Annotated in this window: 20 protein-coding genes; 10 read left to right on the plus strand and 10 right to left on the minus strand. The window is 75.2% G+C overall.

Annotation, left to right across the window (positions count from 1 at the left end; genetic code table 11):
• Window position 1: 1 nt before the first annotated feature.
• A complete protein-coding gene (locus CLV72_RS14325) occupies window positions 2-1951 on the plus strand; it encodes an ABC transporter ATP-binding protein (protein ID WP_106245885.1) in 1950 nt (649 codons plus the stop codon).
• A gap of 44 nt (window positions 1952-1995) precedes the next feature.
• Entirely contained in the window at window positions 1996-2928 is a 933-nt protein-coding gene (locus CLV72_RS14330) for a nucleoside hydrolase (protein WP_106245887.1), read from the plus strand.
• Window positions 2929-2944: 16 nt separating this feature from the next.
• Here the strand turns inward: CLV72_RS14330 and CLV72_RS14335 are convergent, their stop codons facing one another.
• The gene (locus CLV72_RS14335) at window positions 2945-3730 is read right to left on the minus strand and encodes an SDR family oxidoreductase (protein ID WP_106245889.1); all 786 of its coding nucleotides are present in this window, start codon (window positions 3728-3730) and stop codon (window positions 2945-2947) included.
• A 41-nt stretch (window positions 3731-3771) separates the two neighbouring features.
• The gene (locus CLV72_RS14340; protein ID WP_106245891.1) at window positions 3772-4647 is read right to left on the minus strand and encodes a sulfotransferase; all 876 of its coding nucleotides are present in this window, start codon (window positions 4645-4647) and stop codon (window positions 3772-3774) included.
• A 166-nt stretch (window positions 4648-4813) separates the two neighbouring features.
• Between CLV72_RS14340 and CLV72_RS14345 the strand changes: the two genes are divergently transcribed.
• Window positions 4814-5593 (plus strand): SIR2 family NAD-dependent protein deacylase, encoded by a 780-nt coding sequence (locus tag CLV72_RS14345; RefSeq protein ID WP_106245893.1) that lies wholly within the window; start codon window positions 4814-4816, stop codon window positions 5591-5593.
• Between the two features lie 31 nt (window positions 5594-5624).
• Here CLV72_RS14345 and CLV72_RS14350 read toward each other — a convergent pair whose 3' ends face one another.
• The gene (locus tag CLV72_RS14350; protein ID WP_106245895.1) at window positions 5625-6299 is read right to left on the minus strand and encodes a uracil-DNA glycosylase; all 675 of its coding nucleotides are present in this window, start codon (window positions 6297-6299) and stop codon (window positions 5625-5627) included.
• A 475-nt stretch (window positions 6300-6774) separates the two neighbouring features.
• On the opposite strand from CLV72_RS14350, the gene CLV72_RS14355 reads away from it, so the two are divergent.
• Window positions 6775-7443: a DsbA family protein gene (locus CLV72_RS14355; protein ID WP_211302870.1), complete on the plus strand. Its 669-nt coding sequence runs from the start codon at window positions 6775-6777 to the stop codon at window positions 7441-7443.
• Window positions 7444-7471: 28 nt separating this feature from the next.
• On the opposite strand, the gene CLV72_RS14360 is transcribed toward CLV72_RS14355, so the two are convergent.
• Both CLV72_RS14360 and yczE read right to left on the minus strand, forming a co-directional pair.
• The gene (locus CLV72_RS14360; RefSeq protein WP_106245899.1) at window positions 7472-9304 is read right to left on the minus strand and encodes a glycoside hydrolase family 15 protein; all 1833 of its coding nucleotides are present in this window, start codon (window positions 9302-9304) and stop codon (window positions 7472-7474) included.
• Between the two features lie 127 nt (window positions 9305-9431).
• Complete coding sequence (gene yczE / locus CLV72_RS14365) at window positions 9432-10106, minus strand: membrane protein YczE (protein WP_106245902.1); 675 nt, start codon at window positions 10104-10106, stop codon at window positions 9432-9434.
• Between the two features lie 87 nt (window positions 10107-10193).
• On the opposite strand from yczE, the gene yczR reads away from it, so the two are divergent.
• Both yczR and CLV72_RS14375 read left to right on the plus strand, forming a co-directional pair.
• Window positions 10194-11648 carry a MocR-like transcription factor YczR gene (yczR, locus tag CLV72_RS14370; protein WP_245930200.1) on the plus strand — a complete coding sequence of 485 codons (1455 nt, stop codon included), beginning with the start codon at window positions 10194-10196 and terminating at the stop codon, window positions 11646-11648.
• Window positions 11649-11928: 280 nt separating this feature from the next.
• On the plus strand, window positions 11929-13812 hold the full coding sequence (locus CLV72_RS14375) for an AMP-dependent synthetase/ligase (protein ID WP_106245907.1): 1884 nt from the start codon (window positions 11929-11931) through the stop codon (window positions 13810-13812).
• Window positions 13813-13830: 18 nt separating this feature from the next.
• Here CLV72_RS14375 and CLV72_RS14380 read toward each other — a convergent pair whose 3' ends face one another.
• Window positions 13831-14649: an alpha/beta hydrolase gene (locus tag CLV72_RS14380; protein WP_106245909.1), complete on the minus strand. Its 819-nt coding sequence runs from the start codon at window positions 14647-14649 to the stop codon at window positions 13831-13833.
• A 366-nt stretch (window positions 14650-15015) separates the two neighbouring features.
• Between CLV72_RS14380 and CLV72_RS14385 the strand changes: the two genes are divergently transcribed.
• The 4 genes from CLV72_RS14385 to mobA all read left to right on the plus strand — a co-directional run bounded on the left by CLV72_RS14385 (window position 15016) and on the right by mobA (window position 18260).
• Window positions 15016-15672 (plus strand): hypothetical protein, encoded by a 657-nt coding sequence (locus tag CLV72_RS14385; RefSeq protein ID WP_106245911.1) that lies wholly within the window; start codon window positions 15016-15018, stop codon window positions 15670-15672.
• Between the two features lie 50 nt (window positions 15673-15722).
• The gene (locus CLV72_RS14390; protein ID WP_106245913.1) at window positions 15723-16511 is read left to right on the plus strand and encodes a serine/threonine-protein kinase; all 789 of its coding nucleotides are present in this window, start codon (window positions 15723-15725) and stop codon (window positions 16509-16511) included.
• 145 nt (window positions 16512-16656) lie between these two features.
• The gene (gene moaA, locus CLV72_RS14395; RefSeq protein WP_106245916.1) at window positions 16657-17649 is read left to right on the plus strand and encodes a GTP 3',8-cyclase MoaA; all 993 of its coding nucleotides are present in this window, start codon (window positions 16657-16659) and stop codon (window positions 17647-17649) included.
• A gap of 11 nt (window positions 17650-17660) precedes the next feature.
• Entirely contained in the window at window positions 17661-18260 is a 600-nt protein-coding gene (mobA, locus tag CLV72_RS14400) for a molybdenum cofactor guanylyltransferase (protein WP_245930201.1), read from the plus strand.
• Between the two features lie 12 nt (window positions 18261-18272).
• Here mobA and CLV72_RS14405 read toward each other — a convergent pair whose 3' ends face one another.
• The 4 genes from CLV72_RS14405 to CLV72_RS14420 all read right to left on the minus strand — a co-directional run bounded on the left by CLV72_RS14405 (window position 18273) and on the right by CLV72_RS14420 (window position 21992).
• A complete protein-coding gene (locus CLV72_RS14405) occupies window positions 18273-18500 on the minus strand; it encodes a hypothetical protein (protein ID WP_106246975.1) in 228 nt (75 codons plus the stop codon).
• Between the two features lie 219 nt (window positions 18501-18719).
• Entirely contained in the window at window positions 18720-19061 is a 342-nt protein-coding gene (locus tag CLV72_RS14410; protein WP_106245918.1) for a DUF3099 domain-containing protein, read from the minus strand.
• 22 nt (window positions 19062-19083) lie between these two features.
• A complete protein-coding gene (locus CLV72_RS14415) occupies window positions 19084-20505 on the minus strand; it encodes a metallopeptidase TldD-related protein (protein WP_245930203.1) in 1422 nt (473 codons plus the stop codon).
• Complete coding sequence (locus CLV72_RS14420; protein WP_106245920.1) at window positions 20502-21992, minus strand: TldD/PmbA family protein; 1491 nt, start codon at window positions 21990-21992, stop codon at window positions 20502-20504. Before CLV72_RS14420 ends, CLV72_RS14415 begins: the two co-directional genes overlap by 4 nt.
• Window positions 21993-22226 lie beyond the last annotated feature (234 nt).

A 22226-nucleotide genomic window follows, 5' to 3' on the forward strand; every position in this document is an offset into this window, starting at 1 on the left:
GATGAGCGACACGAACTACTCGGCCTGGTCGGCGTTCCGGTCCTACACCCGCGACGAACCCGCCAAGCGGCTGCGGCCCGGCACGATCCCCAGGATCGCCGGCTACGCCCGCCCCTACCTGCGCGACCTGGTGGTCTTCCTCGGACTCGTCGTCTTCGGCGCCCTCATCGTGGTCGCCAACCCGCTCATCATGAAGGCCATCATCGACCAGGGCATCATCCCCGGCGACGCCCGGCTGGTCACCCTGCTGGCGCTCGCCGTGGCCGGGCTTGCGCTGGTCGAGGCAGCGCTCGGCCTGGTCCAGCGCTGGTACTCCTCCCGGCTGGGCGAAGGGCTCATCTACGACCTGCGCACCGAGGTCTACGACCACGTGCAGCGGATGCCGCTGGCCTTCTTCACCCGCACCCAGACCGGCTCGCTGACCAGCCGCCTCAACACCGACGTGATCGGCGCCCAGCGCGCCCTCACCACCACCCTGTCGTCGGTGGTCTCCAATGTGCTCAGCCTGGCCATCGTGCTGGTCACCATGCTGGTGCTCTCCTGGCAGATCACCCTGATCGCGCTGCTGCTGCTTCCGGTCTTCGTGGTCCCCGCCCGGCTGATCGGCAGCAGGATGGCGCGCATCAGCCGCGACCAGATGCAGCTGGACGCCGAGATGAGCGCCCTGATGACCGAGCGCTTCAACGTCGGCGGCGCCATGCTGGTGAAGCTCTACGGCCGCCCCGACGAGGAGTCCAGGCAGTTCGCCGAGCGGGCCGCCAAGGTGCGCGACATCGGCGTGGTCGGCTCCATGTACAGCCGGATCTTCTTCACCGCGCTCACCCTCGTCGCCGCGCTCGCCATCGCCATGGTCTACGGCTTCGGCGGCAACCTCGTCGTCGGCGGCGCCATCGAACTGGGCACCCTGGTCGCGATGGCCGCTCTGCTCACCCGCCTGTACGGCCCGCTCACCGCGCTCGGCAACGTGCACATCGACGTGCTGACCGCCCTGGTCAGCTTCGACCGCGTCTTCGAGGTGCTGGACCTGGAGCCGATGATCGAGGAGAAGCCCGACGCCCGCCCGCTGCCGGCCGGGCCGCTGCGGGTGGACTTCGACCGGGTGCGCTTCCACTACCCCGGCGCCGACCAGGTCTCGCTGGCCTCGCTGGAGTCCGCCGCCCGCCCCGACCGCGCCGCCGCCCCCGGCGGCCCGGGCACCCCCGACGTGCTCACCGACATCAGCTTCACCGCCGAGCCCGGCCAGCTGGTCGCCCTGGTCGGCCCCTCGGGCGCCGGGAAGACCACCATCACCCACCTGGTGTCCCGGCTCTACGACGTCACCGACGGCGCGGTCCGCGTCGGCGGCGCCGACATCCGCGACACCACCCTGCAGTCCCTGCACGACGCCGTCGGCGTGGTCAGCCAGGACACCCACCTGTTCCACGACACCATCCGCGCCAACCTCGCCTACGCCCGGCCCGGCGCCGACGACGCCGAACTGGAGTCGGCGATGCGCGCCGCCCGGCTGGGCGAGCTGCTGGACGCCCTGCCCGAGGGCCTGGACACCGTCGTCGGCGAGCGCGGCTACCGGCTGTCCGGCGGCGAGAAGCAGCGGCTGGCCATCGCCCGGGTGCTGCTGCGCGCCCCCGCCGTGGTGGTGCTGGACGAGGCGACCGCCCACCTGGACTCCGAGTCGGAGTCGGCGATCCAGCAGGCGCTGGCCACCGCGCTGCGCGGCCGCACCGCCATCGTGATCGCGCACCGGCTGTCCACCATCCGCGAGGCCGACCAGATCCTGGTGGTCGACGGCGGCCGAATCGTGCAGCGCGGCCGGCACGACGAACTGGTCGCGCGGGGCGGACTGTACGCTGACCTGTACCGGACCCAGTTCGCCGAGCAGGAGGACGCCGGGCCCGACCCGGCCGACCAGGACCCCGCGCAGGCCGCCGACGCCCGGAGCGCCGTGCGCTGACGGGCGGCGGCCGCGGCCGGGCCGGCGCGGAAGGAGAGCGCGCCGTGCCCACCCGGCTCGTCATCGACACCGACACCGCAGCCGACGACTGCTTCGCGCTGCTGGCCGGCGCACTGCACCCGGCGGCGGACCTGATCGCCGTCACCCTCGTCGCCGGCAACGTCGGCTTCGCCCGGCAGGTGGAGAACGCGCTGATCACCCTGGACGCGGCCGGCCGGCCGGAGGTCCCCGTGCACGCCGGCGCCGAGCGCCCGCTGCTGCGCGAGTGGGTCAGTGCCGAGAACGTCCACGGCGACGGCAGGGGCGGCCACGCCTTCGCGGTGCCCGAGCGGGCGGTGGAGGCCGAGCACGCCGTCGACGCACTGGTGCGCATCGCCCGCGAGCACCCCGGCGAGGTCGACGTGGTCGCCATCGGCCCGCTCACCAACATCGCGCTCGCCGCCCGCCGCGACCCCGCCTTCCCCCGCAATGTGCGCTCGCTGTACGTGATGGGCGGCTCCAACAACGGCCGCGGCAACATCACCGCGGCCGCCGAGTACAACTTCTACGTCGACCCCGAGGCGGCCCGCATCGTCTTCAGCGCCGGCTTCGACACCACCGTCGTCACCTGGAACCTCACCCTGGACCAGGCGCTGTTCGACACGGCGCGACTGGCCGCGATCAGCGCGCTCGACACCCCGCTGTCGCGCTTCTTCGACCTGGTCAACGCGCCCACCCTGGCCTTCGACCGCTCCGTGGGCATCGACGGCAGCACCCACCCCGACTCGCTCACCGTCGCCCTGCTGCTCGAGCCCGGCCTGGTGCGCCGCAGCCGCCGCTACTTCGTCGACGTCGAGACGCAGGGCGAGCTGACCCGCGGCTACGCCGTGTTCGACTGGGGCGTCTTCGGCAAGGAGCCCAACGCCACCGTGGTGGAGGAGATCGACGCGGCCGGCTTCCACCGCTTCATGCTCGACCTGCTCGCCCGCCGCCCCTGAGCCGGCCGGGTCGCGCTCAGATCCCCCGGATGACGCCCCCGTCGACCGGGATCTGCGCGCCGGTCAGGTAGGAGGCGGCGGGGGAGAGCACGAAGGCCGCCACCCGCCCGAACTCCTCGGGGGTGCCGACCCGGCGCAGCGGCACGCCGCGCGCGGTGCGCGCCAGCGCCTCCTCGGGGTCCTCGCCGCGGGCCGCCGCCAGCGAGCGCAGCCGGTCGGTGGCGATGCTGCCGGGCAGCAGCCCGTTCACCCGCACCCCGCTGGGTCCCAGCTCGTCGGCGAGCGCCTTGGCCGCCCCGGCCAGGCCGGGCCGCAGCCCGTTGGAGACGCCGAGCCCGGGGATGGGCTGGCGCACCGAGGTCGACAGCACGAAGGCGATCGAGCCCTCGCCCTCCCGGGCCGCGAGCGCCGAGCCGACCATGCGGGCGATGCGCAGCGCGCCCAGGAAGACGCCGCCGAAGGCGTCGAGCCACACCTCGTCGGGGGTGTCCGCGACCGGGCCGGGCGGCGGGCCGCCCACGCTGACCAGCGCGCCGTCCACCCGGCCGAAGGCGGTCAGCGCGGTGTCCAGCAGCCGGTGCGCGGTGTCGGGATCGGCGTTGTCGGCCACCACGCCGACGACCTGGTCGGCGCCGCCCGCCGTCTCGCCCAGCTCGCGGGCGGCGGCGTCGACGGCCTCGGCGCCCCGGGCGCTGAGCACCACCCGGGCGCCCTCGGCCAGCAGCGCCTGCGCGGCGGCCCGGCCGAGGCCGCGGCTGCCGCCGGTGACGATGTAGACGCGGTCGCGCAGTCCAAGATCCATGCGCCCATTGTGGCCGACGCCCCGGGGAGCTCGGCCGCGGACTACACGTAGCCGAGCCTGCGCAGCTCCTGGCCGGCCACCTTGTCCACCTCGGCGTGCTGGAGCGCCGACAGCCGCAGCCGCCAGCCGCCGATACCGCTGCGGTCGGCCCGCACCAGCTCCACCGCGGACATCCGGGCGTCCAGGAACTCCGACACCGACTGCGCGACCTCCAGCTGCTTGCGGAAGAGGTCCTCGTAGCGCACGGTCATCAGCTGCTCGCGCGGCAGCTCCCCGCGCAGCCGCGCCGACAGCCGCACCGCCCCGCGCCAGCGCATGGCCGCCTTCCCCGCGGTCGACAGCTCCGGCCACAGCGTGCGGTCGGCGTCGTCCTCGACCCCGAAGAACGGGTTGGGGAACTCGTCGGCCACATTGGGGATCTTGAACCAGGCCAGGGCCTGCTCGTCGGCGAGCATGTCGGTGACCACGTCGCGGCCGTCCCTGATCACCTGGATCAGCCGGGCGTCGGTGAAGGCGTGCACCAGCGGCAGCGCACTGTAGATCAGGTCGGGGCCGGCGTCGCCGAAGCGCTCCACCGCCGAGCGGCTCACGCACGGGTAGGAGCTGTTGCCCGCCGCGGCGCGGCACTGCGCCACGCAGTCCGCGCAGTTGCGCGCACTGATCTGCCACGCCTCGGCGAAGGTGTCGCGGATGACCCGCGCGGTGGCGTCGTCGCGCCCCTCGGCGATGGAGGGCCGCCGCGCCAGCGCGTAGGCCATCCGCAGCACCGACGGCTGCCAGACGCTGACGTGGAAGCCCGCGGAGCGCTTCAGCGCCCGCCCCACCAACTCGACCCCCGACAGGGGCGCGCCCAGCACGAATACGGGTCTCCGGACCTTGATGCCGTTGACCACGAGGATGTAGGGCGCCTGCTTCATCGTCGCTCTTAGTGTCGCATTGGATGGGGTACGCCGGAGTACGGGCCGTGGGCCGACACGCCGCTCCGGGGCCGGGGGCCGCGCGGACCGTCACAAGCCGCGCGAATCCGCGATTTAGGGTGCTGGTGTGGAGAGTACCGACAAACCGCGTGAAGATGACCGCGAGATGATCGGACGGGTCGCGGCGTGGGTGCGCGGCGCCCGGGCGATCACCGTGCTCACCGGCGCCGGGATCAGCACCGACAGCGGCATTCCCGACTTCCGCGGCCCGCAGGGGGTCTGGACCAGGGACCCCTCGGCCGCCTCGCGCTTCGACTTCGACACCTACCGCGCCGACCCGGCGGTGCGGCGCGAGGTATGGCGGATGCGCGCCGAGCACCCCGCCTGGACGGCCCGGCCCAACGCCGGCCACCGCGCCCTGGTCGCCATCGAGCGGCTGGGCACCCTGCGCGCACTGGTCACCCAGAACATCGACGGCCTGCACCAGGCGGCCGGCTCGGGCGCGGCGGGCGGGCCGGCGGTCGTGGAGATCCACGGCACCGTGCACGAGGTGGAGTGCCTGGACTGCGAGCGGCGCACCCCCACCCGCCAGGTTCTCGACCGGGTGGCGGCGGGCGAGGACGACCCCGCCTGCCTCGGCTGCGGCGGAGTGCAGAAGGCGGCGACGATCTCCTTCGGCCAGGCGCTGAAAGAGCCGGTGCTGCGGGCGGCCGTGGCGGCCGCCCGCGACTGCGAGCTGCTCCTCGCCATCGGCAGCTCGCTCACCGTGCACCCGGCCGCCGGGCTGGCCGAGCTGGCGGTGGACTCCGGCGCGCGCCTGGTGGTGGTGAACGCCCAGCCCACCCCCTACGACGGCCTGGCCGCCGCCGTACTGCGCGAGCCGATCGGCACGGTGCTGCCCGAGATCGCCGCCCGGGCGGGCGCCTGCGAGGGGCCGGCGGGCTGAGCGCGCCCGGCCGCCCCGGAAGGCCGCGCCGCTAGGGGAGCTTCCAGTCGATCGGCTCGGCGCCCTGCCGCTCCAGCAGCTCGTTCACCCGGCTGAACGGGCGGGTGCCGAGGAAGCCGCTGCGCACCATCGGGCTGGGGTGCGCCGACTCCACGCACGGCACCTCGCCCAGGATCGGCTTGAGATTGCGCGCGTCGCGCCCCCACAGGACCGCCGCCATCGGGGTGCCGCGCGCCACCAGCGCCTTGATGGCGCACTCGGTGATCTCCTCCCAGCCCTTGCTGCGGTGCGAGCCGGGGGAGCGGGGCGCGACCGTCAGGACCTTGTTGAGCAGCAGCACGCCGCGCTCGGTCCACGGGCTGAGGTCGCCGTTGGCGGGCTTGGGGTGGCCGAGGTCGTCGCAGTACTCGCGGAAGATGTTGCGCAGGCTGCCCGGGATCGGCTTGACGTCGGGCGCCACCGAGAAGCTCAGCCCCACCGCGTGGCCGGGGATCGGATAGGGGTCCTGCCCCACCACGAGCACGCGCACATCGGCGAAGGGCTGCTTGAAGGCGCGCAGCACGTTCTCGCCGGCGGGAAGGTAGCTGCGGCCCGCGGCCACCTCCTCGCGCAGGAACTCGCCCATCCGGGCGATGCGGTCGGCGACGGGCTCCAGCGCCCGCGCCCAACCGGCTTCGACATTGTCCGCCAGGTTTCGTCCAGCCATGGCGCACACCATAGCGGCGCCCGGTGACGGCGCGGGCCGAAACAGCCCGCGCCGCAGGCGGACCCGCGCCGCGGGGCGCCCGCCGCCCCACCGCGGGCCCGCCGGTTCTCCTAGGATGAAGCGGTCCCTCGTGGAAACCCACCGACGCTCCGGGAAGACCGCCGTGTACCCACCAGAACCCGGGCCGACCCCGGCCCAGCGCCCGGCGGCCGGCCCGCCGGGCCCGCCGCACCAGCCGCCGCAGGGCCCCTACGGGCCGCCGGCGCCGCCCCCGGGCGGGCGGTTTCCGCACGGAGTGCCGGGTCCCCAGGGCGGGCCCGGAGCCGGACCCGGGCCGCAGGGCGGACCCGGTCAGGCCGGGCCGCCGCCCGGCTGGCCGCCGCCTCCGGGCTGGAGCGGGCCGTCCGGAGCGCCGCCGCCCGGCCCGCGCGCGCCGCGCCGCCGCACCGGGCTGGTGGCCGGCATCGTGGCGGGCGTGCTGGCACTCGTCGTGGTGCTCGCGGGCGCCGCGGTCTGGCTGCTGCGCGAACCCGCCGCGCCGGGCAGCATCGCGGGCGCGGGCCTGACGATCGCGCTCGGCGAGGACGGCGGCATCGCGCTGGCCTCCGGCGCGGCCGACGCCCCCGTCGTGGAGCTGTGGGTCGACTACGCCTGCCCGCACTGCCGCATGTTCCACCAGGAGTCCGGGGAGGGCCTGGCGCAGATGGCCGCCGACGGCGACGCCCAGGTGGTCGTGCGGCCGGTGAGCGTCTTCGCGGGCGCCGGGGAGCCCGACGCCGGCAACTCGCTGCGGGCCGGCTCGGCGGCGCTGTGCGCGGCCGAGTACGGCAGCGCCGCGGCCTGGACCGCCTACAACGACCGGCTCTTCACCGAGCAGCCGATGCAGGGCGACCCCGGTTTCGAGGCCGACCGGCTGGTGGCCTGGGGCCAGGAGGCGGGCATCGACGACCCCGCGTTCGCCGGCTGCGTGTCGGAGGGGCGCTACACCGACGAGCTGGCGGTCTACACCCAGGAGGCCATCACCCGGTGGGGCTCCTTCGGCACCCCCACCGTCGCGGTGGAGGGCGAGCAGGTCAGCGGCTCCGGCGGCGCCCTGCCGACCCTGGAGCAGATCCGCGAGGCGGCCGGCGGCACCCCGGTCTGAGCCGCACCGAGGCGCGCCGCCCGGCTGCTCAGCCGCCGGCGGCGCGCCCGTCGCGGCAGCGCTCGCCGCGCCGGTGGCCGTCGTGCAGGGTGAGGTTGTAGGCGGTGGTCACCAGCGGCACGTGGCTGAACGCCTGCGGGAAGTTGCCGACCATCCGGCCGATCCTGGGGTCGTACTCCTCCGCGAGCAGCCCGACGTCGTTGCGCAGGGCCAGCAGCCGCTCGAACAGCTCGGTGGCCTCCTTGCGCCGGCCGATCAGGTGCAGCGCGTCGGCCAGCCAGAAGCTGCAGGCCAGGAAGGCGCCCTCGTCGCCGGGCAGGCCGTCGACGGCGTCGGAGCCGTCGGTCGCCTCGATCGGGTAGCGCAGCACGAAGCCGTCGACCATCAGCTCACGCTGGATCGCCTCCACCGTGCCGACGACGCGGGGGTCGTCGGGCGGCAGGAAGCCCACCACCGGGATCAGCAGCAGCGCGGCGTCCAGGTTGGTGCCGCCGTAGTACTGGGTGAAGGTGTTGCGGTCGGGGTCGTAGCCGTGCTCGCAGACCTCGGCGTGGATGCGGTCGCGCAGCTCCTTCCACCGCTCCACCGGGCCGTCCTTGCCGAACTCCTCGACCATGCGCACCGCGCGGTCGGCCGCCACCCAGGCCATCACCTTGGAGTGCACGAAGTGCCGGCTGGGGCCGCGCACCTCCCACAGCCCCTCGTCGGGGGTGTCCCAGGTGAACTCCAGGTAGTTCGTCAGCGAGCGCTGCAGCCCCCAGACGTGGCCGGCGCCCTCCAGGCCCGACTGGCGGGCCAGGAACAGCACGTCCATGACCTCGCCGTAGACGTCGAGCTGGAACTGGTTCACGGCGGCGTTGCCGATGCGCACCGGCCGGGAGCCCTCGTAGCCGGGCAGCCAGTCGGGCTCCCACTCGGGCAGCCGCCGCTCGCCCAGCACGCTGTACATGATCTGCATGTCCTGGGGGTCGCCGGCCACCGCGCGCACCAGCCACTCGCGCCAGGCCTCGGCCTCCTCGGTGTAGCCGCTGCGCAGCAGCGCCTCCAGGGTGATCGTGGCGTCGCGCAGCCAGCAGTAGCGGTAGTCCCAGTTGCGGACGCCGCCGAGGTCCTCGGGCAGCGAGGTGGTGGGCGCGGCGACGATGCCGCCGCTGGGGGCGTAGGTGAGGGCCTTGAGGGTGATCAGCGAGCGGACGACGGCGTCGCGGTACTTGCCGTCGTAGGTGCAGGTGGCGACCCACTCGGTCCAGAAGCGCTCGGTCTCGGCCAGCGCCGGCTCGGGGTCGGCGTGGTCGGGCTCGGCCTGGTAGGAGGGGTGCCAGGTGAGGACGAAGGGCACCCGCTCGCCCGCGCGGACGGTGAACTCCGCGTCGTGCTTGAAGTTGTGGCCCTCCAGGTCGACCGGGCTGGCCAGCCAGACGGCGTCGGGGCCGGCGATCCCGACCAGCTCGGAGTGGTCGTCGCGGTGCATCCACGGCACCACCCGGCCATAGTCGAAGCGCAGCCGCAGCTCGGTGCGCATCTCCACGGTGCCCGACAGGCCCTCCACGATCCGCACCACGTCGGGCGCCTGGCCGCGCGGCGGCATGAAGTCGATGACCCGGACGCTGCCGGTGGGGGTGTCCCACTCGGTCTCCAGGATGAGGGTGTCGCCGCGGTAGCGGCGGCGGTCGGCGCGCGGGCCGCCGTCACGCGGCCGGATCGACCAGTTGCCGTGGTCCTCGGTGCCGAGCAGGGCGGCGAAGAAGGCGGGGGAGTCGAAGCGGGGCATGCACAGCCAGTCGATGGATCCGTCGCGGCCGACGAGGGCCGCCGACTCCATGTCGCCGATCAGCGCGTAGTCCTCGATCCGCCCGGCCATCTGCCACCGTCCCGCCTCGTCGCGCGCCGGCACGCCGCCCGCCGGTCGCCAAGTAGATGCCCACTGTAGGAGACCATGATTCCAGCGGTGCCGACCTGCTCCGGCCACCGGCCGCCGCCGCGCCCGGCTAGCGGGGCCCCTGCGGGGCGGACACCGTCAGGCGGCGCAGGAAGAACTGCACGATCGGGCCGATCCCCAGGGCGAACAGCAGCGTGCCGATCCCGACCGTGCCGCCGAGCAGGAAGCCGACGGCCAGCACGGCCAGCTCCACCGCGGTGCGCGCCAGCCGCGGCGAGACGCCGCGCGCGGCCAGGCCCGTCATCAGCCCGTCGCGCGGCCCGGGGCCCAGGCCCGCGCCGATGTAGCAGCCGCTGCCGACGGCCACGACGACGATCCCGAGCAGGAGGAAGGCCCAGCGCCACGGCCACTCCTGCGGCTCGGGCAGCAGCCACAGCGACACGTCGACGGCGGGGCCGAGCGCCAGCACATTGCAGAGGGTGCCCAGGCCCGGGCGCTGGCGCAGCGGGATCCACAGCAGCATCACCAGGGCGCCGACGATGACCGTCCAGGTGCCGACGGACAGCCCGGTGCGCAGCGACAGGCCCTGGTGCAGCACGGTCCAGGGGTCCAGGCCGAGCCCGGACTCCAGCTGGAGGGCGGCGCCGAGGCCGAACAGGTAGAGCCCGGCGAAGAGCTGGACCAGCCGCCTGGCCCGGGGGCGGGGGAGCAGCGCGGCCCGCGCCGGGCGGGCCGCGATTGGCCCGGTGTCCGCCGGGCCACTCGTAGAGGTTGACGAAGCCATGCTGGCCAGACTCGCGCAAGTGGCCTTGATTTTATATAGCCAATACGCAAAAGTGGCCTTATGTCTGATGGTCCTGGCGGAGTGGCCGTGAGCGGTCCCGGGCCGGCGGGCGAGCGGCGGCTGAGCGGGCGCCAGCTCGGGCGGCTGGTCCGCCCGGGCGCCGCGCCCGAGCCGCCCGGGCCCTACTACGCGGCGCTGGCCGACACCGTGCGCGGCCTCATCCTGGACGGGCGGCTGCCGGTGCGCACCCGGCTGCCCGCCGAACGCGACCTCGCCCGCGCGCTCGACGTGAGCAGGACCACCGTCACCGCCGCCTACAACCGGCTGCGCGAGACGGGCTTCGTGGAGTCCCGGCACGGCTCCGGCAGCTGGACGGCGCTGCCCGTGCCCGGCGGCGGCTCCGGCGGCATCACGCTCACCCCCGACGCCGAGCACGTCGACCTCGGCGTGGCCGCCCCCGGCGCCGTCAGCCGGGTCGCCCCGGCCGCGGTGGCCGCGGCGCACCGGCTGGCCGAGCACACCTCGGGCCAGGGCTACACCACCACCGGCCTGCCCGAGCTGCGCGCCGCCGTCGCCGGCCACTACACCGCGCGCGGCCTGCCCACCGCCCCGGAGCAGATCTTCATCACCAACGGCGCCCAGCAGGGCGTGGCGCTGCTGCTGCGCTGCCTGCTCGGCCCCGGCGACGGCCTGCTCATCGAGTCGCCCAGCTACCCGCACCCGATGGCCGCCGCCCGCGACCTCGGCGCCCGGCTGGTCCCCGTCGGCGTCACCGCCGAGGGCTGGGACCTCGGGCTGACGACCTCGGCGCTGCGCCAGTCCGGCGCCCGCGCCGGATACCTCATCCCCGACTTCCACAACCCCACCGGCGCCGTGATGCCCGCCGCCGCACGCGCCGAGCTGGTGGCCGCCGCCCGCGCGGCGGGCGCCGCCCTGATCGCCGACGAGAGCACCGCCGAGCTGGCCATCGACCCCGTCGAGATGCCGCCGCCGCTGGCCGCCTTCGACCCCGACGGGCGGGTGCACAGCGTCGGCTCGCTGTCCAAGCTGGTCTGGGGCGGGCTCCGCGTCGGCTGGGTGCGCACCACGCCGCCCATGGTGGAGCGGCTGGCCGCGCTGCGCTCCCGCGTCGACCTCGCCGGGCCGCTGCTGGAGCAGCTGCTCGCCCTGGAGCTGATGCCCGCGCTGGCCGAGATCCGCGCCGAGCGCGCCGCCGGCCTGCGCGCCGGGCGCGACGCCCTGCTGGCCGCCCTCGCCGCCGAGCTGCCGCACTGGCGGTGCCCGAGCCCGCCCGGCGGCCTCGTCGTCTGGGCCGAGCTGCCCGAGCCCGTCGCCGGGCGGCTGGCCGAGGCCGCCGCACGCCAGGGCGTGCGGGTGGTGCCCGGACCCGTCTTCGGCATGGAGGGCACCCTGGAGCGCTACCTGCGCATCTCCTACGCCCGGCCCACCGAGGTCCTGGCCGGCGCGGTGGCCCGGCTCGCGGCGGCCGACGCGCAGGTGCGCGCCAGCGCGCCCGGACGCCCCGCGCTGCCGTACGTATGACCCGGTTCGAACCGCTTGCGCCGTACCGGGGCGCTCACCGGTACTGCTAGCGTGGCGCCACGCGGCACCCCGGCGGCGGCGCGTCGCGCCGCCCCGAGAGCGGCCGCGCCCGGGGCCCGACCCCTCCTCTCCAGGGTCCCGGGCGCGGTCTTCGGGGCGCGGGCCCGGCCGGGCACCGCCCCGAGCCCGGGCGAACGGCTTGAATCGATCACCCTGGCATGATGCGATTCTGCGCAGCGGACGTGATCCGCGCCACAACCGCATCTGGAAGGGGCATCCGATGACCCGGACCGCCGTGCTCGCCGCCCGCGCCGAGATCGAGGCCGAGATCTCCGGCCTCACCCTGGTCGACTGGTTCGACCGCGCGGCCGACGGCCACGGCGACGCCCCCGCGCTGTCGGACCCGGTGGGCGGCTCCTGGCGCACCCTCAGCTGGTCGCGGTACCGCGAGGAGGCCAGGCGGCTGGCCGCCGGCCTCATCGACGCGGGCACCGCCCCCGGCGAGGTCGTCGCGCTGATGCTGCCCAACTGCGCCGACCACCTCATCGCCGACTTCGCCGCCCTGCAAGCCGGCGCCGTGCCGCTGAGCGTCTACGCCACCCTCGCCCCCGAGCAGGTGGCCCACATCGCCGCCGACTCCCGCGCCCGCGTCGCCGTGCTCGACGGCGCCGAGGAGCTGGCCCGCTGGCGGCCGGTGCTGCACCAGCTGCCCGAGCTGCGGCTGATCGTGCTGCGCGACGCCGCCGCAGTGCCCGCCGACGGCGGGCCGGACGGCGCCTCCCGGGTCGGCTACCTCTCGCTGGCCGAGCTGCGCGCCCGCGGCGACGCCCTCGGCGCCGCCGGACAGGCCGCCGTGGCAGGCCGGGCGGCCGCCCTCGGCCCCGAGGACACCGCCACCCTGCTGTACACCTCCGGCACCACCGGCGTGCCCAAGGGCGTGATCGAGACCCACCACCAGGTGCTCTACCAGGTCGAGGCGGCTCAGCGCCGGCTGCGGCTGCCCGACGGCCTGGTCACCCTCTCCTACCTCTCGCTGGCGCACATCGCCGAGCGGGTGGTCAGCACCTACCTGCCGCTGCGGCTGCACGGGGCCGTCCACTTCTGCCCCGACTCCTCGCGGCTCGCCGAGCACCTGCTCAGGGCCCGCCCGCAGCTGATGTTCGGCGTGCCGAGGACCTGGGAGAAGATGCACGCCCGGCTGAGCGCCGCCCTGGCCTCCCAGCCCGACGACGCCGCCCGCGCCGAGGTGGAGCGCGCCATGGAGCTGGGCCGCGCCCACGCCGAGGCCGCCCAGTACGGCCGCACCGTCCCCGCCGACCTCGCCGAGCGCTTCGCCAAGGCCGACGAGGCCGTGCTCAAGCCCATCCGCGCCCTGATCGGCCTGGACCGGGCCGTCTTCTACGGCACCGCGGCCGCCCCGATGCCCGACACCGTGCTGCGCTTCTTCACCGGCCTGGGCATGGTCGTCGCCGACATCTACGGCATGACCGAGAACGCCGGGGCGAGCACGATGAACAGTCCCGACTGCTACCGCCTCGGCACGGTCGGCCGCGCCCTGGACGGCATCGAGCTGCGCACCGCCGAGGACGGCGAGCTGCTGGTGCGCGGCCCCGTCAACACGCCCGGCTACCTCAACCAGCCCCACGCCACCGCCGCGCTGGCCGGCGCCGACGGCTGGCTGCGCACCGGCGACCTCGCCGAGATCGACGACGACGGCTTCGTGCGCATCCTGGACCGCAAGAAGGAGCTGATCATCACGGCCGGCGGCGAGAACATCTCACCCGCCTCCATCGAGAACCTGCTCAAGGAGCACCCGCTCATCAGCCAGGCGCTCGCCTACGGCGACCGCCGCCCCTACCCGGTCGCGCTGCTCACCCTGGACCCCGAGGCCGCCCCCGCCTGGGCCAGGGCCGCGGGGGTGAGCGGTCCCGAGCTGGACGACCTCGGCCTGCTGGCCGCCCACCCCGTGGTGGTGGAGGAGGTGCAGCGCGCCGTCGACCGCGCCAACCGGCGGCTGGCGCGGGTGCAGCAGGTCAAGCGCTGGCGGCTGCTGAGCGCGGAGTGGACCCCCGAGACCGACGAGCTGACCCCCAGCCTCAAGCTCAAGCGCCGCGTCATCACCGCCAAGTACGGTGCCGAGATCAGCGCACTGTACGACGCCTGAGCGCCGCCCGCCCCCGGCTCAGCCCGGCTGCAGCACCGACTCCACGAACTGGGTGACGTCGGTGAACACCTCGCGCCGGTTGGTCTCCTTGAACACCTCGTGCCGGGCGCTCGGGTAGATCCGCTCCACCATCCGGCTGCCGCGCACCACCTCGATGCCCAGCCGGGTGTCGGCGATCGGCACCAGGCGGTCGTCGCCGCCGTGCAGCCACAGCGTCGGCAGCGCCTCCAGCCGGCCGCCCGCGTTGATGGTGTTCAGCATGGCCATGATCGACTGGAGCGTGCGCCGCTGGAAGGAGCCGTGCCACACCAGCGGGTCGTTGACGTACTCGGCGCCGACCTTCTCGTCGCGGGAGAGCGTCGCCGGGTCGATCGGGGTGTCGGGCACCCGCTCGTGCTGCAGCAGCGACAGCACCGTGGTCCACACCCCCAGCACCGGCCCGGACAGCACCAGCGCGGCCAGCCACGGGCGGTACCGCTGCGCGTAGCGGGTGGCGATCATCCCGCCCAGCGAGTGGCCGATCAGCACGATCGGCAGCCGGGTGTGCTCGGCGCGCACCTGCTGCACCAGGCCGTGCAGGTCCTCCACCACCGCCTCGAAGTCGTCGATCACCACCCGCTCGCCGGCCGAGCGGCCGTGGCCGCGGTGGTCCAGGCCGTACACGGCGGCGCCGTGCCCGGCCAGCCAGGAGGCCAGCTCCTCGTAGCGCCCGATGTGCTCGCCGTAGCCGTGCGCCAGGATCGCGATGTAGGCCGCCGGCCGGCTCTCGTCGTACCAGGACCGGGCGAACAGCTGGCCCGCGCTCCCCGAAATCCCCCACTCGCGGGTCTGCACCACGGTTCTTCCTCCCGTTACGGCCCAACGGCCGGAGTCGCGCCGTGCCCGCCCTCCCCGGCGCGGCACAGCGGTCGCCAATTGTAGGACAGCCCGGACTCCAGCGGTCCGCGGCGGTCCCGCGGTAGCGCCGCGACCGGACGAGACGCGGAGGTCTCGCAGGTCGCGGGCGACCGCACACCACTGTGCCCGGAATATGGCGGCCCGGTCGAACCAGGGCCGATGGTGGCCAGCGCGCCCGGGGCCGCGGGCGGACGCGGGGCCGGAGAAGGGGCCTTACCCGGTCGTCACGGGCGCAAGCCGACGTTTCCGCCCCAATCGCCCGGGCACCGGCCGGTTGAGGCCGACCGCCCGGAACGAGGAGGCCCGATGGACACCGTTGGCATCGTCATCATCACCGTAGTGCTCACACTGGTCGCTGTCGCGGCGATCGCGCTCGTCGTCCGCCCCCGCATGCGCAGCCGGCACCTGCAGCGCACCTTCGGACCCGAGTACGACCGCGTCGTCGAAGACGCCGACGACCGCCGCTCCGCCGAGCGGGAGCTGGCCGAGCGGGAGCGCCGCCACGCCGATCTCGACCTGCGCCCGCTGGACCCCGAGACGCGCGAGAGCTACCGCGACGAGTGGATGCGGGTGCAGGAGCGCTTCGTGGACGAGCCCGCCGAGTCGGTGCTGGAGGCCGACCGGCTCGTCACCTCGCTGATGACCGAGCGGGGCTACCCGACCGCCGACTACGAGCAGCGGCTGGCCGACCTGTCGGTCGAGCACGGCCACACCCTCCAGCGCTACCGCGCCGCCCACGACATCACCACCCGCGCCGGCCGCCCCGCCTCCACCGAGGAGCGCCGCGAGGCGATGGTGCACTACCGCGCCCTGTTCGAGGAACTGCTCGACGACGGCGCCCCCGCCGCCCCCCGTCCGCGCGCGCAGACGCGCCCCGGCGGCACCGAGCCCGACGGCGTGCCCGCCCCGCGCCCGTCGGCCTCCGACACCGCCGCCGACGCCGACCGCGGCACGCGCGCCTGAGCGCCGACCCCGAACCCCCGGACCCCCGGACCCCCGAAGGAGCGAGTCAGATGAACGAGCGCCGCCCCCCGAGCGCCGAGGACCTGGTCGCGGACGACCGTTCCGGTGTCCGCGCGGACGGCCGGGCGCCGGAGCGCACGGCCGCCGCCGAGGACCCCGTCACCACCGGCCGCCACCAGGTCCCAGAGGCGGCCGGCTCCGGCGAGGACCGCGGCGGCCGCCCGCACGCCGTCAAGCCCCGGGTCGCCACCGGCACCGCCCGCCAGGGCACCGCCGGTGCGGCGCCCGCCGCCCGCGACGACGGCGAGGGCACCGGCACGGCCGCCGGTGCGACCACGGCCCCCGCGACCGGCGAGGGGGCCGACCCGGCGCCCGGCACGCCGAGCGGCACCGAGGCCACCGCGACCGGCGACCGCACGGCCGCCGGCACACGCGCCGGCGGCCGCACCGCCCCGGCCGCAAGCCGCGACGGCGCGAAGCCGGCCACCGCCGCCGCGAGCCTCGACGGCCACCGCACCACCACCGCGGGCACCACCCGCCCCGACGCCGCCGAGGGAGCGGCCGCCCTCTTCCCCGGCGGTGCAGCGGACCGCTACGGCGAGCGCTGGCGGGAGCTCCAGGCGGGCTTCGTGGACGACCCCCGGGAGGCCGTCCGCGGCGCCGACGCCCTGGTGGGCGAGGTGATGGACGAGCTCGCCCGCACCTGCACCGACCACCGGCGCGCGCTGGAGCAGGGCTGGAGCGGCGGCGACGCCGACGGCGAGCAGACGGAGCGGATGCGGCTGGCGCTGCGCCGCTACCGCGCGTTCTTCCACCAACTGCTGGGCACCCGGGGCTGAGGCCCCGGCGCCGCCGGCCGGGCGCGGCGGGGCGGCGCGCCCCGTCGCGCCCAATCCGTGATCGTGCGGCGCCGCGACCGGGCCCGGGCGTTGTCTAAGGTGGAAGGGAGGGCGGCCCGCCGGACGGGCCGCGAGGAGGTGTCCGATGCGGCTGGCCGACTCCCACGGCCGGGTGGCGACCGACCTGCGGGTCTCGCTCACCGACCGGTGCAATCTGCGGTGCAGCTACTGCATGCCCCCCGAAGGGCTCGACTGGCTGCCCAGACCCGAATTGCTCACTGACGACGAGGTAAACCGGCTGGTGCGCGTCGGCGTCACCCGGCTCGGCATCACCGAGGTGCGCTTCACCGGCGGCGAACCGCTGCTGCGCCGCGGCCTTCCCGGGATCATCGCCGCCGCCACCGCGCTCGACCCGCGCCCCCGCACCGCGCTCACCACCAACGGCATCGGGCTGGCCCGGCTGGCCGGGCCGCTCGCCGAGGCCGGCCTCGACCGGGTGAACGTCTCGCTGGACACCCTGCGCCCCGACGTGTTCAAGCGGCTGGCCCACCGCGACCGCCTCGACGACGTCCTGGCCGGACTCGCGGCCGCCGAAGCGGCCGGACTCACCCCCGTCAAGGTGAACGCCGTGCTGATGCGCGGCGTCAACGAGGCCGACGCCGCCCCGCTGCTCGACTACTGCGTCGAGCGCGGCTACCAGCTGCGCTTCATCGAGCAGATGCCACTGGACGCCCAGCACGGCTGGCGGCGCGAGGACATGATCACCGCCGCCGAGATCCTCGACCTGCTGGCCGCCCGCCACGACCTCGCCGCCGTCGGCGCCGACGAGCGCGGCAGCGCCCCGGCCGAGCTGTTCACCGTCGACGGCGGCCCCGCCACCGTCGGCGTCATCGGCTCGGTCACCCGCCCGTTCTGCGGCGACTGCGACCGCGTCCGGATCACCGCCGACGGCCAGGTCCGCAACTGCCTGTTCGCCCGCGAGGAGTCCGACCTCCGCGCGCTGCTGCGCGGCGGCGCCGACGACGACGACATCGCGCTCGCCTGGCGCGCCTCGGTCGCCCGCAAGCTCCCCGGCCACGGCATCGACGACCCCTCCTTCCTCCAGCCGGCCCGCCCCATGTCGGCCATCGGCGGCTGAGGCGACAGGCCGTGTGGGGCGCCGAGGCCGCCGAGGCCAAGTTCGACGCGATCATCCTCGCCGGGGGACAGGGGCGCCGCATGGGCGGCGTCGACAAGCCCGAGCTGCGGCTGGGCGACCACACCCTGCTGGAGCGGGTCGCCGCCGCCGTCTCCGGCGCCGACCGGCTCATCGTGGTCGGCCCGTACCGCAGTTCGCCGAGCCACGCCATCTACGTGCGCGAGGAGCCGCCGGGAGCCGGACCGGTGCCGGCGCTGGCGGCCGGGCTCACCCAGGTGCGGGCGCCGTGGGTGGCGGTGCTCGCCGCCGACCTGCCGTTCCTGGACCCCGACGCCGTCACCGTGCTGCGGCGCTCCGCCCACGGCCACGCGGGCGCGCTGTTCACCACGCCGGGGCGCGGCGGCGGGCGCCCGCACGACCAGTGGCTGGCCGGCATCTGGCACACCGCCACCCTCCAGCTGGCCCTGGCCGCCTACGAGGGCAGCTCGCTGCACGGCCTGCTCCGCCCGCTCGACCCCGCCAGGGTCACCGACGACGACCGGCCGGGCTCGCCCACCTTCGACCTGGACACCCCCGAGGACCTGGGCGCGGCGCGCGCCTTCGAGAAGTAGCCGGGGCTCCCCTCAGCCGGAGCCCGGCGCCGGGAAGCCGGTGACCTCGCGCAGGAAGCCGCGCCGGTCCAGGAAGGACCGCAGGTAGTCGAGGTGCCCGTCGCAGGCCAGCCAGGTCTTGCGCCGATCGGGGGTGTGCAGTGCGGGGTTGTTCCACCGCAGCGCCCACACGGCCGGCGCCCTGCAGGCGGCGCGTGAGCAGTGCGCGGCACCGCCGGGCGGGGGAGCGGACTCGGACACGCTCAGCACCCTTCGAATCCGGTACCGCCGGAGGCCGCGCCGTCGAATACAGCGCTCACAGAGAAAAGGCGACGCCGGGTGGCTACGGGGGCAAACCACCCGGCGTCGCGGCAGACGTTTCGACGGGGGCTCGAAACGTCACTGCCCGCGCTTCGACGGGGGTACGAAGCGCTCGTCCTAATGTACACCGCGTTCCCCCCTATGACGTCAAGAGTCAATTCATGAGATCTCATTGTGGCCGTCGGCGTCGCGGCCGCCGGGAAGGGCGCGGCGGGCCGGCCGGTCCACGAAGCGCGGCGAGCCCGGGCGGTCGGTGCGGCCGGCGTTGGCGGCCGACACCGCCACGTAGGGCAGGAAGACCGCGCCCACGATCAGCCCCGCCGCCAGCCACGGCCACCGGTAGCAGGCGAGCGCGGCCAGGAAGCAGCCCAGCCGCACCGACATCATCACGATGTAGTGCCGCTGGCGCCGGTCGATGTCCTCGGAGCGGGGAGGGAGCGCGTCGGTGACCGTCTGCGCCGCCTCCCGGCTCCGGGCGAAGGGGTGCCTGAAGGAGACCACCCTCCGAGTCTACGACCGCCCCTCAAGACGCCTGGCTGACCGTCGACATGTTGAAGTCGGGCACCCTGACCGGCGGCATCGCGGTACGGGTGAAGTAGTCGCCCCACTCCCGCGACAGCGCGGGGACGGTGGCGCCCGCCTCGGTGATCCGGTCCAGCAGCCCGACCGGGGACTCGTTGAACCGGAAGTTGTTCACCGCCCCGGTCACCTCGCCGCCCTCCACCAGGTACACGCCGTCGCGGGTGAGCCCGGTCAGCAGCAGCGTCTGCGGGTCGACCTCGCGGATGTACCACAGGCAGGTGAGCAGCAGCCCGCGCTCGGTCCGCGCCACCATCTCGTCCAGGCTCTCGGCCGCCCCGGGGCGGGCCAGCACCAGGTTGTCCACGCCCGGGGTGACCCGCAGGCCGGTCAGTTCGGCGGAGTGGCGGGTCTGCGACAGCGCGGCCAGCCGCCCGTCCTCGATCCACGGGGTGCGGCCGAGCGGCAGCCCGTTGTCGAAGGCCGAGGAGTCGCGCCCGGGCGCGTAGGCGACCACGAAGGGCGCGCACTCCAGCCCCGGCTCGGCGGGGTCGCTGTAGAGGGTGAGCGGGAGCGCGGCCAGCCGCTCGCCCACCCGGGTGCCGCCGCCCGGCGCGCTGAACACGGTGCGGCCCTCGGCGGCGTCGCGAGCGTTGAGGGTCCAGTAGAGGTAGATCATCAGGTCGGCGACGGCCGAGGGCGGCAGCAGGGTCTCGTAGCGGCCCGCGGGAAGGTCGACCCGGCGGCTCGCCCAGTCCAGCCGCCGGTGCAGCTCGGCGCTGATCGCCGGCACGTCGACGTCGGAGAAGTCGCGGGTGGCGCGGCCGACGAAGGCGGACCGGGACATGTCGGCGGACTTGGCGTTCACCTCCACCGTGCCGGTGGGCTGGTCGTGGCGGAGCCGCAGCCCGCCGGAGGTGCCGACGAACACCGACTCCACGCCGTGCTCGGCGAAGCCGTACAGGCGGTGCCCGGCCGAGGCCGCGGCGTCGAAGGCCCCGCCCAACCGCTCGGCGAAGCCGGCCAGCACCTCGATGCCGGTGGAGGCGGGCGGGGCGTCCCAGTCGCCGCCCAGCGGCGCGCCGGGCGGCACCAGCGGCTGGGCGTCCTCGGCCGGCGCGGCGTCGCGGCTGGCGGCCACGGCCGCCGCCACCACCTCGCCGATCTGGTCGTCGCGCAGCCCGCTGCGCGCCATCACACCGGCCGCGGTGCCCCCGGAGCGGGCGGTCAGCGCGATCACGGTCAGCGTGCGCTTGCGGCCCACCCCGTTGGTGGTGAGGGTGTTGCCGGCCCAGCGCAGGTTCGCGGTGGCGGTCTCGGTCACGATGGCGATGGTGTCGTCGGCCGTGCTGGCGGCCAGCGCGCGCTCCACCACCGCCTGCGGGGCCAGCGCCGTGGGGGGTAGTGGCTCCGACGCCTGGGTCACGATCCTGCCTCCTGCACCGTGTTGAGAATCCGGACGCCCTCGAACAGGGCGGACGGGCAGCCGTGGCTCACCGGGGCCACCTGGCCCGGCTGGCCCTTGCCGCAGTTGAAGGCCCCCGCCAGCAGGTAGGTGCCCGAACCGCCGACCGCCCGCATGGAGTTCCAGAAGTCGGTGGTGGTCGCCTGGTAGGCGGCGTCGCGCAGCTGGCCGGCCAGCCGGCCGCCCTCGATGCGGTAGAAGCGCTGGCCGGTGAACTGGAAGTTGTAGCGCTGCATGTCGATGGACCAGCTGCGGTCGCCGACGATGTAGATGCCGCGCTCGACTCCGCCGATCAGGTCGTCGGTGCTCGGCCCCTCGCCGGGGGCGGGCCGCAGCGAGACGTTGGCCATCCGCTGCAGCGGCATGGTGGCGGGGGAGTCGGCGAAGGCGCAGCCGTTGGAGCGCTCGAAGCCCTGGAGCCGCGCCATCCTGCGGTCGAGCTGGTAGCCCACCAGCACGCCGTCCTTGATCAGGTCGAAGGTGCCGGTGGCCACGCCCTCGTCGTCGTAGCCGATGGTGGCCAGGCCGTGCTCGGCGGTGCGGTCGCCGGTGACGTTCATGATCGGCGAGCCGTACTGGAGGGTGTTCAGCTTGTCCAGGGTGGCGAAGGAGGTGCCGGCGTAGGCGGCCTCGTAGCCGAGCGCGCGGTCCAGCTCGGTGGCGTGGCCGATGGACTCGTGGATGGTCAGCCAGAGGTTGGTGGGGTCGATGACCAGGTCGTAGCGGCCCGGCTCCACGCTCGGCGCGGCCAGCTTCTCGGCCAGCAGCTCCGGCAGCTCCGGCAGCTCGGCCTCGACGACGTCCAGGTACTCGTGGCCGCGCCCGGCGGGCGGCGAGACGGTGCGCATCGTGTCGAAGCCGCCGTCGCGGGTGCCCACCACGGTGACCTGCGGATGCAGCCGCACCCGCTGCTGGGTGGTGACGGTGCCGGCGGAGTCGGCGTAGAACTTCTGCTCCTTGACCTGGAGCAGCGACGCGTCGACGTGGTCGACGCGCTCGTCGGCCAGCAGCTCGGCGCACCACCGCGCCAGCCGCTCGGTCTTGGCCGGCACGGGCACCTCGAAGGGGTCGGTGCCGTAGGACGACACCCAGGCGGCGTCGGCGTGCACCGGCTCGGGCGCCAGCTCGATGCGCTCGCGGTTGATGGCGGCCGCCGCCCTGGCCACCCCCACCGCCTGGGCGGCCACCCCGGCCGCGGACGAGGGGGTGAGGTCGAAGCCCGCGGCGAAGCCCCAGGTGCCGTCCTTGATCACTCGGACGGCGAAGCCGAGGGTGTCGCTGTCGGCGGCCGTCTCGACCGCGCCGTCGGCCAGCCGCAGCCGCTGGCCGCGGACCCGCTCCAGCCGGAAGTCGACATGCTCGACGCCGAGCTCGCGGGCCCGCTGCAAGGCGGCGTCCGCGAGCTCGCGGAGCGGAAGGGCGAGGAAGTCCGAGTCGATCTCACGCACCCGGACAACCTACCGCCAGCACCGGTCGGATCCTGAAGGCGCCGGGCGCCGGTTTCCGCTACCGCGAAGTAGCCCGATACGCTCGCCACCGGCCTGGCGTTCGCGCAGAACGCGAAGCACACGGCGCGGGTCGCGCGGACCGCGTCCGGCGCGGCACGGGCGGCGCGCGCCGGGCCGGGCCCGCGCACGGCCGCCACCGGCCGCATCCGGACACGCACCCAGGAGGTTGGCAGA

It is taken from the genome of Allonocardiopsis opalescens, assembly GCF_003002095.1.
Taxonomy (GTDB): Bacteria; Actinomycetota; Actinomycetes; order Streptosporangiales; family Streptosporangiaceae; genus Allonocardiopsis; species Allonocardiopsis opalescens.

Bases quoted from the DNA above. Each gene is read 5' to 3' on its own strand.
- CLV72_RS14325 (WP_106245885.1), top strand. From the start codon at position 2: ATGAGCGACACGAACTACTCGGCCTGGTCGGCGTTCCGGTCCTACACC.
- CLV72_RS14335 (WP_106245889.1), bottom strand. From the start codon at position 3,730: ATGGATCTTGGACTGCGCGACCGCGTCTACATCGTCACCGGCGGCAGC.
- CLV72_RS14340 (WP_106245891.1), bottom strand. From the start codon at position 4,647: ATGAAGCAGGCGCCCTACATCCTCGTGGTCAACGGCATCAAGGTCCGG.
- CLV72_RS14345 (WP_106245893.1), top strand. From the start codon at position 4,814: ATGATCGGACGGGTCGCGGCGTGGGTGCGCGGCGCCCGGGCGATCACC.
- CLV72_RS14350 (WP_106245895.1), bottom strand. From the start codon at position 6,299: ATGGCTGGACGAAACCTGGCGGACAATGTCGAAGCCGGTTGGGCGCGG.
- CLV72_RS14360 (WP_106245899.1), bottom strand. From the start codon at position 9,304: ATGGCCGGGCGGATCGAGGACTACGCGCTGATCGGCGACATGGAGTCG.
- yczE (WP_106245902.1), bottom strand. From the start codon at position 10,106: ATGGCTTCGTCAACCTCTACGAGTGGCCCGGCGGACACCGGGCCAATC.
- CLV72_RS14375 (WP_106245907.1), top strand. From the start codon at position 11,929: ATGACCCGGACCGCCGTGCTCGCCGCCCGCGCCGAGATCGAGGCCGAG.
- CLV72_RS14385 (WP_106245911.1), top strand. From the start codon at position 15,016: ATGGACACCGTTGGCATCGTCATCATCACCGTAGTGCTCACACTGGTC.
- CLV72_RS14390 (WP_106245913.1), top strand. From the start codon at position 15,723: ATGAACGAGCGCCGCCCCCCGAGCGCCGAGGACCTGGTCGCGGACGAC.
- moaA (WP_106245916.1), top strand. From the start codon at position 16,657: ATGCGGCTGGCCGACTCCCACGGCCGGGTGGCGACCGACCTGCGGGTC.